At 66.8% G+C, this 8,327-nt stretch carries 7 protein-coding genes, 1 tRNA gene and 1 pseudogene; 4 read left to right on the top strand and 5 right to left on the bottom strand.

The window, feature by feature from the left end:
• The 3 genes and pseudogenes from Y09_RS12705 to Y09_RS12695 form a co-directional block, all read left to right on the top strand.
• A pseudogene (locus tag Y09_RS12705) lies at positions 1-961 on the top strand (serine/threonine protein kinase); the annotation flags it as partial.
• Positions 962-1,109: 148 nt separating this feature from the next.
• Positions 1,110-1,913 carry a thioredoxin domain-containing protein gene (locus tag Y09_RS12700; protein WP_053918055.1) on the top strand — a complete coding sequence of 268 codons (804 nt, stop codon included), beginning with the start codon at positions 1,110-1,112 and terminating at the stop codon, positions 1,911-1,913.
• 74 nt (positions 1,914-1,987) lie between these two features.
• A tRNA-Thr gene (locus Y09_RS12695) sits at positions 1,988-2,059 on the top strand.
• An 87-nt stretch (positions 2,060-2,146) separates the two neighbouring features.
• Here Y09_RS12695 and Y09_RS12690 read toward each other — a convergent pair.
• Entirely contained in the window at positions 2,147-2,590 is a 444-nt protein-coding gene (locus Y09_RS12690) for a site-specific integrase (RefSeq protein ID WP_053918054.1), read from the bottom strand.
• Between the two features lie 224 nt (positions 2,591-2,814).
• Here Y09_RS12690 and Y09_RS12685 point away from each other — a divergent pair, with 224 nt between their 5' ends.
• The gene (locus tag Y09_RS12685; protein ID WP_148639649.1) at positions 2,815-3,147 is read left to right on the top strand and encodes a hypothetical protein; all 333 of its coding nucleotides are present in this window, start codon (positions 2,815-2,817) and stop codon (positions 3,145-3,147) included.
• A gap of 75 nt (positions 3,148-3,222) precedes the next feature.
• Here the strand turns inward: Y09_RS12685 and Y09_RS16925 are convergent, their stop codons facing one another.
• From Y09_RS16925 to Y09_RS12680, 4 genes are all read right to left on the bottom strand, one after another.
• Complete coding sequence (locus Y09_RS16925) at positions 3,223-3,708, bottom strand: DUF4411 family protein (protein WP_082358830.1); 486 nt, start codon at positions 3,706-3,708, stop codon at positions 3,223-3,225.
• Positions 3,705-4,850 carry an ImmA/IrrE family metallo-endopeptidase gene (locus Y09_RS16920; RefSeq protein WP_082358829.1) on the bottom strand — a complete coding sequence of 382 codons (1,146 nt, stop codon included), beginning with the start codon at positions 4,848-4,850 and terminating at the stop codon, positions 3,705-3,707. Before Y09_RS16920 ends, Y09_RS16925 begins: the two co-directional genes overlap by 4 nt.
• A gap of 418 nt (positions 4,851-5,268) precedes the next feature.
• Positions 5,269-5,793, bottom strand: coding sequence for a hypothetical protein (locus Y09_RS17290; RefSeq protein ID WP_148639648.1), 525 nt, complete (start codon positions 5,791-5,793; stop codon positions 5,269-5,271).
• A gap of 942 nt (positions 5,794-6,735) precedes the next feature.
• Complete coding sequence (locus Y09_RS12680; RefSeq protein WP_053918052.1) at positions 6,736-8,226, bottom strand: hypothetical protein; 1,491 nt, start codon at positions 8,224-8,226, stop codon at positions 6,736-6,738.
• Between the last annotated feature and the right edge of the window lie 101 nt (positions 8,227-8,327).

Genomic DNA, 8,327 nt, shown 5'->3' with positions numbered 1-8,327 from the left:
CCCGGACGATCCGCCCACCGAGGTGATCCCGGTGACGGGCACGCCCACCCGGGCGCTGCCCGTGGTGCCGCCGTCGGCCGGGCCCGTCGGAGCGGCGGGCCCGTACGGCGCCGCGCCGCAGGACGCCTCGCCCTACGGCGCGGCCGCGTCGCCGCAGCGGACGGCCCCGCAGCAGCACTCGCAGCCGTACCCGCAGCCGGCGCCGACGCAGCGGCCCGCCCACGGCGGCGGGCAGACCGCGCCCCAGCAGCTCGCCCCGCAGCACGGGGTGCCTCCGCAGCAGCTCGCGCCCCAGCAGATGGCGCCCCACCCGATGGCACCGCAGCAGATGGCTCCGGGGCAGGGCATGTGGGCGGCGCCGCCGGCCCCGCCCCGTCGGCCGCTGCTGGTGTGGACCGGGCACCTGCTGATCGTCGCCCTCGCCGCGCTCGCCCCCTACATCTCGCTCGGCGTCCTGCTCCTGCTCGGCGCGCTCGCCCGCACCTGGGAGCGCAGCCACCGCTCCGTGACCGCGCAGCGGATGCGCGGCGCGACCGGCTCCGGACCGACCTGGGCGGCAGGGCTCGCCAGCCCCTTCCGCTTCCTGCTGGGACTGCTCGAGATCGCGCTGCAGGCACTGTTCCCGCTGGTCCTCGGCCTGCTCGTGGGCCTTGCCCTCGACGCCGCCTGGACGCTGCTGCAGGGCTCGCCGCTGCCCGACGGGGTCGCCTTCGCGACCGCCATGGCGATCACCCTGCTGATCACCTGGGTGGGGATCGGCAGCCGCACCACCCGCGACGGCGCCCACCGGATGCTCGACGCGGCCGCGCCCGACATGCTGTGGGGCGCGATCGTGCTGGTGCTGCTCCTGCTGCTGCTCGGCGCGGTGGTCTTCGCGCTCGTGGCCCGCGAGGGGATGGTGGACTACCTCCCCTTCCCGCAGGGGCCGCGGCTGGACGACATCGCGCTGTGGAGACGGTGACGACGGCACTCCTGCACAGGGGCGCGGGTGCTCACCGCGCGGGCGCGGGTGAGGTCGCTCATCCCGTCCGGCCCCGTCCAGGCGGCCACGGTTAAACTCTGCACGACCCACCACCGACCGCTGCCCCAGCCCGGGGCGAGGAGATCACATGGCCGCGTCCGGTCCGTCCCATTCGGCGCAGGAGCGCCGCGAAGCACAGCGCGAGGCCCTGCGCACGCAGCGCCAGGCAGAGCTCAAGCGTCAGCGCACCGTCCGCACCATCGTGATCGCGGCGGTCACCGTCGTCGCGCTCGTGCTGGTCGCCGCCGCCGGTCTGTTCATCTACCGCCAGGCGCAGCCGGCAGGTCCCGTCGCGACCCCCGAGGGCGTCGCCGAGGACCAGCCCTATCTCCCGATCGGCGCCCCCGAGGACTCGGGCAAGCCGGTGCTCGAGATCCACCTCGACTTCATGTGCCCCGTCTGCGGCCAGTTCGAGGAGCTCAACGGCGCGGACCTCCAGCAGATCGTCGAGAACGAGGAGGCGACCGTGCACCTCGTGCCGCGCCGCTTCCTGGACACCCAGTCCACCACCGGCGACTACTCCTCCCGCGCCGCGAACGCTCTCGCCTGCGTGTGGGAGGACGACCCCGACAACGCCATCGGCTTCCAGCAGCTCATGTTCGCCAACCAGCCCGCCGAGGGCAGCGCGGGCCTGACCGACGAGCAGATCTGGGGCTACGCCCAGGAGGCCGGCGCCTCCGACGAGGTCCAGTCCTGCATGAGCTCGAAGACCTACCAGCCGTGGGTGCGCCAGGTCGTGGACCCCTACGGCGAGGAGACCGGCGGCGGCACCCCGTACGTCGAGATCGACGGCGAGACCTTCGGCTCAGACCAGTGGTCCCAGCCCGGCAAGATGCGCGAGGCCGTGCTCGCCGCGGGCGGCGAGTCCGCCTCCGACGGCGGCGAAGGCTGAGCCGCAGGCCACCCCGGGGCCCACGGGCCTCTACACTCTCAGGGGACCGGCCGCGCCGCGGTCGGTCCCCTCTCGCTGGAGTGGCGCAACGGTAGCGCACCTGTCTTGTAAACAGGTGGTTGCGGGTTCGATTCCCGTCTCCAGCTCGAAGAAATAGCTCCTCACCTGGGAAATCATCGCTTTCGATGTCATCCCGGGAGGGGCTACTTTCTCACTCGGGGCTACTTTGGGGGCTACTTTGCTTCGCTGAACTTGCTCGAGCGGCTCGCCTTGCGGTGCTCCTCGAGCCTGGCTCCGACGGTGGTCGACGGCGTCTTAGTGTCGAAGTAGCCAAGTGTGGTGGCGGCGCGGCGGTGCCCAGCCTTCTGGGAGATCTCGCTCAACGGGACGCCCGCCTTGCTCGAGTCCGTGATCATCGTATGCCGCAGGGTGTGTGTGGTTGCCCATGGCACGTTCACGTCCTCGTGGTCGAAGACTGCGCGCATCTTCCGCGTAGCCCCGCGGATCTCCCAGAGCTTTCCCGCAGTGGAGGGAAAGACGGTGCCGACGGTGTTCGGCCGCTCGTGCCCGCCTTGGGACTCGTCCTCGGTGCGCCGGCGCCGGAGAAGGGCCGCCGTCTCCGGCGTGATGTAGATGGTCCGCACACTGCTGTCGGTCTTGGGCGGTGCGAGGAACACGCGGCGACCTTCGCGCACCACGGTGAACCTGATCTCGACGTGGGCGCGAGACCGTGGCCGTGGCCGTGTGGAGCGAGGCTGACGACATCGTGCGAATCTCCTCGTCCTCGCCCTCCCAGATCGCGAAGTTGCGGGAGCACGCCCGGTTCCATGTCGCCCGCGACATCTTCTCCTCGGCTCGACAGCTTGCGCGACTCACGGACTCGAGGAACTACCCCCCGCGAATGACGGGCCTGCTCGAGGCGTTCCGCAATGATGCCCGCGGCGGCGAGGTCGCCCGGACCGATGAGCATTACGCGGCGCTGGGCCTCCACTTCCTCCTCATCCGTGCCCTACGGCAGCCGAAATCCGACGGTGAGAAGCCAACGCTCTATGCGCAGCTCGGCAAGTGGCTGGGCAAGTCCCCGGCCGCGGCGCGGGTGTACGTGACCGATGCGGAGAAGCGCGGCCTGATCTCCGCGGCCGCGAAGGGGACGGGGGATCGCTCCCTAACGCGGAAGGCGCAGGAACTCCTCGATGAGATCCTCACGGGCTGGACGGGGGGCGATGATGTGTGAGTGCGACTTCCTCGCACCTGGGGACTGCGCGAAGCTCTTCTCTAGCGATTTCCCCGACCGTACTAGATAAGCGAATTATCGGAGGACAAAAGACGCCTTCTCAGCGCGCAACATATCGAATGGCCCTGCCCATTCGACGCTCATCGCGATGCATGCGTCAGGAATCTTGATCCTGTTCTTGCGCTGAGGCTCGGGCTTCTCCATCGTGACAACGGTCATCGAATGAGCGCGTGCGTACGCAACAAGCTGATAATCCGCAACGCGCAAGAATTCTGTTACCGCGGCACTGGTGAAATGGTGCGAAGTCGCCCACTGTGCCACCGCCGCCAGATGGGGCTGGCAAGAGGCGTCCAATGGAACGAAGAGGTCTGGGCGCGCAGCAGCCCATGCCGTCAGGTCATCCTTGCCGGCCGCGATCTCAGTTCCTACTTGTTTTATGGATCGCAAGAGCCCAGCCTCATAAGAATAATCCAGCCAGTCCCAGAAAGCCGGGACAAAATCTAGTCCATAGTGCGCGCGATTCGACTGAATGAAGATATTCGCGTCAAGCAGATAGGTCATGCTACCCCCAAGCGCTCGGCCAGGCCCTCAAAGGTCTTAGCCTTAGAGGTTCCGAGAAGACGGAATGCATCTCTGTACAAGGTTCGTCCTTCGTAAGTGTCAACTATGACCGCCCGCGTAAACTGCTGTCCGATCTGCAATGGGTGAGAGTTGTAGTAATCTCCGCCAGGAGATTTCCGTTTTCGATCCAATATCTCTTTAAGTCTGGTTTCTTCCTTGCGATAGTACGTAAGGTATGTATCCCAGTCGACCAGCCCGGCATCATGGACGCGCTTAATCACCACCAGCGAACTCGTCTTGTATAGCCGCACCAATCGAGTGACTTCCGGGCCGTTGAGAGCCCCCCTGTAATCGGCGCGAAGTTGGTCGCGGGGAATTAGAATCTCCGCTGCGACCATATTGGCCCAGCGCTCATTACTGAGCGGCTCGGACGACGTCATGTCTTCGTTCGAGAGTCCACTTTCGCCCAGCCAGACATGGGCAAGCTCGTGCAGCAGCGTGAACATTTGGGCAGATTTTGAGTCCGCACCGTTCACGAAGATCACGGCCGCGTACGGGTCCCCCAACGTAAATCCACGAAACTCACGAAGGCTTAAACTCCGATGGGTGTTATTTCCAACGATACTGCTCACCATGACCAGTATGCCGATTTCCTCAATGGCATCGATGAGGTAGCGAAGTGCCGTCTCCCAGTTACCGAAACGGCTTCGTCTGTCCATATCAAACTTGAGGGCCTCGCGTATATTGTCGGCGACGGCTACCGGAGAGTCGTCTAATGACGCCGACCCGTAGTACCGGAGAGGCTCCGCGCCCTGACTCCGGGCATATTCGCGATACCAGTCTTGACGCATCTGGGCCTCATATATGGTATCTAATAGATTGGCGCTTGGCTGCCGGATTCTCTCATCGCGTATCGTGCGGAAATCGGGAATAGGGATGTCTTCTCGCGGCGGCTCGGGGAGGAATAGGTAGCCGAACGGCACATGGGTGGCGTTGGCGAACTCTTCGAGCTGATTCATTGTCGGTTGCTTTTGCCCCGAGGCGTACGACTCGAAACGTGCATAACGCTTCGTTTCCGTGTTCATATCAGCGCGATCGAGTGCCCATCTAAGCATCGATGGGGCCACTTCCATCGTTACCATTACCGCTCCTTCGTGGCAGGCGCCGCAGCCCTGTGCAATCTACTCGGCGGCACGCCCTTGTGGCAGTGAAACTAGATCGGCCACTTCAGAGCGTCGTGGTGGAGTCTCCGTAGGATGCCACATGCAGGGGGGCTAGCGCTTCGCCGCCCGGCCGGAGGCTACTCAACTCAAAGCCTCGAGTGTCATGGGCCGGCAGGCACGGGGTACGGCCGCCCGTCGCGATGCAGAAGAGACCTCGGACTATGACGCCCGTTGCCGCAGGGATCACAGCTTGCGCTGTCGATCCTCTGGGAGGGAGACGGCTCGTCCTGTCCCGCGGCCCGCCACTGGGGCTTGCCGGAATGTCCTGAGCTGCCAAGGCGGTCCGAGTCAGCAGGCGGCGCAAGGGTGCTGCGTGCACACGGGGCCTTCAGCCGGCTCAGGGCTTCGCGGAGCGCCTCCATGGATGCCTCTCGGAGAAACGAATGGCCGTGCGCAACATTCGTCGCCACTGCCACCCATAGATGTCCGATTGGGCCCGTGACACGGTGACCTGCTTAAGTGTTTCCAACTTCCCGGAGACTATTATCAGCTCTTCGGCTGACACCGCACGTCCGGGAGCAAAAAAGTCAGTAGTGTTTAAGGCTAGCGCGAGGTCGTTGTACGCATCGATGATCTTATTGGCGCTCAACCCTGGGGTGACGACAGAAATTACGAACGTCGCATTCTCAAGCGCGCTTCCTTCGTCCACCCTTGATGACGTTTGAGTAGCGCCGTGCTGCCGGCGTTCCGAAATTTGCTCAGACAGACGCGTGATCAAACCAGCCAATACAATGTAGGCGTCAAAGAGTTCATCTTTGGATCGCTCAGTGAGAGTCCTCCGGGTAGCCAGTTTGGCTGTTAAGAAGGCTACTACCATGGCGCCAATGGTTGGGGCAAGCACTGCCCAGTATTCCGCTTCCACGCTTCCTCCTTGGGGCGTTCCTGTCGTTCGTATTCGCGAAGAGCCCAGTCGCGATCATTTGATGTTTCGCCAGGGTGATGTGGCTTCTGGTGGACCGTTGGCTTCGGCGCATACCAAGATCGCCGGGACGCTTGCGTCCCGGTCGCTTGCTACAGGTGTCTCTCCAATCGTCCGGCGTCGGCATGTCTCGCCGCGATCCGGATAGTTAGCCCACGTATTGGCCGAGTTTGCGATCGGTCCGGCATCGTCGCGTGAGCTTCGAGACGCTTCTGCCGCTGCGCCTCCCTGGCCTGTTGCAGATTCATATTGCACCGGGAGGCCTGAGCGACACAGCGAAATCATCCGGCCACGCCCCGCCTTGTGCAACCCGCCGCCCATCGAGTCTATGCAAAGCGGCGTATCAGACCTGCCGCTGGCGCTATGACCAGTCCGCGCTGGCTACCTCCAGAGCGCCCGTGATGTTGTGAGCGACTGAGGTGCGAGCGGTATGGCCGCGGTGGCGAGGGTGCCAGTAATCGCCTCCGCCTGCATGCTCTTCCCAGGCCGGAGCGGCCGCTCTGCCGTTCACATCGCTGGCGTAGCTGTCATCGCTCCCTTCTGGACAGCGGCGCTAGGTACCGCTCGGCGGGTATGAACACGTCACAGCATGGCAACCTCCCCTGTCTCGTCGGCCTGGACGGGGCTACTTTCAGGGCTACTTTGTCGCTGTCACCGAAGTTCCCGGGTGTGACTCGCTGTCGTAAAAGCCAGGTCGGAAGGAGTTTTGGGCTGATGCCGGACCCTACGGGACTGTTGGACCGAAAAACAGGTGGTTGCGGGTTCGATTCCCGTCTCCAGCTCGCTCCCCGGTCCCCTCGGGGCCGTGCGGCAGCCCCGCAGCGAGGAGCCCCTCGCCGGATCACTCCGGCGAGGGGCTCGTGCGTGCGGGGCGGGCCCGGTGGGTCAGAACGTCTCGTAGGACACCTTGTTCACCGTGAAGCCCTTGCCGGTCATGACGTTCCAGCAGGTCATCCCGTCGAAGCGGCTGGTGCACGCCACGTCGCCGCGCTTGGCGCTGCGGTCGTACTCGAGGGTGGGCGCGGAGTCGCTGAGGAAGGACGTGCCGCAGGCGCGCTCGGCGTCCTCGCCCGCGACGGTGATCGAGAACGGGCCGTTCTCGCAGTCCTCGAGCCCCGCCTCGGAGAAGTCCCGCTCCACGAGGGAGCAGGAGACGGAGTCCTCCTCGAGCTGGCAGCTGATGTTCCCGGTGGGGGAGCGCAGCTCGGACATCTCCTCGGCGCCCTCGGGGGCGGGGGAGACGGGATCCTCGGTGGTCTCCTCGGTCGTCTCCTCGGTGGTCTCCTCCGGAGCGGCCTCGGCGCTGGTCGTCGAGCTGTCGCGCTGGTACTGCCCCTCGTCGGGGGCGAACAGGGCGCGGGCGCCCAGTCCGATCACGAGCAGCAGGATCAGGGCGAGCACGAGGCAGCCGCCGCAGGCGATCAGGGCCCGCTTCCGGCTGCCGTCGTCGGAATCGTCCTCGTCCTGGGGCGGTCGGCCGACGGGTGGCGGGGCCGAGGCGGGGCCCTGCGACGCCGGACCCGGGGACACCGGGGCCTGCTCCCCGTAGGGGTACTGCTGCTGTCCGGAGGGGCCCTGAGCGGCGGTCGGATGCTGCGCGGCGGAGGCGGCGGCGCCCGTGGCGGCGGCGGACGCGGCGACGGCCGGCATCTGCCGGGTCGACGGACCGGCCTGCGGGGCGGGCGAGGCCTGCGATGCCGGAGAGGCCTGAGCGGACGGGGACGTCTGCGCGGCCGGGGCGGCGCCGAGCGGGACCACGGAGGCCTTCGGCGACAGCCGCACCGAGGAGGTGCCCTCGGTCGGGCTCTGCGCGGAGGGCGACGGCTGCGCGTCAGGCGCCGGCCCGCCCACGGGGGCCTGCTGCGCGGGCGGGGCCGGGGGCGGCGTCGTGCCGGGGCGCTCGTCGGCGGAGGCGTCGGCTCCCGCACCCGCGGCGCCGGCCGCGGCGGCGCCGGTCGCTCCGGCGGCGGTCCCCCAGACGAGCGCCTCGGGGACCTCGTCCCAGGCGGAGGCGCTGTCGTCGGGATCGGCCTGCGGTGCCGACGCGGGCCGCTCCTCGGGAGCCTGCGACTCCTGCGCGGCGGTCCACGCCGACTCCTCGGGCGCCCGATCCTCGTCGGGGACCACCTGGTGCAGCTGGGTGGGCTCGCCCTCGTCGAGGTCGTCGTCCTCGTCGGGCTGCAGGGTGCCGGCCTCGTAGGCCTGCTTCGCCCACTGGTTCGTGGCCAGGATCCACTGGCGCGCGACCTCGGGGGCCGAGGGGTTCATGACGATCAGCCGATGCAGCTGGGGGTGCTTCTCGGTGAGCTCGAGGAGGCGTTCCGGACTCGTGCCCGGATCGGCCGCCTCCTCCGCCGTCGAACGGTGCTCTGCCACCGTGCTCTCCCTTCCTTACGGGGTCACGGCAGGGCGCTCGCGGCTCGCGGGGGCGGCCTGCCGATCCATGAGAATGGCACACCGGCGCGCTCCGAGGCACT

The sequence above is a fragment of the Brachybacterium sp. SW0106-09 genome (assembly GCF_001293905.1).
GTDB classification, from domain to species: Bacteria; Actinomycetota; Actinomycetes; order Actinomycetales; family Dermabacteraceae; genus Brachybacterium; species Brachybacterium conglomeratum.
The sequence above is the reverse complement of the archived record's forward strand: the minus strand, read 5'-3'. Positions and strand labels throughout refer to the sequence as shown.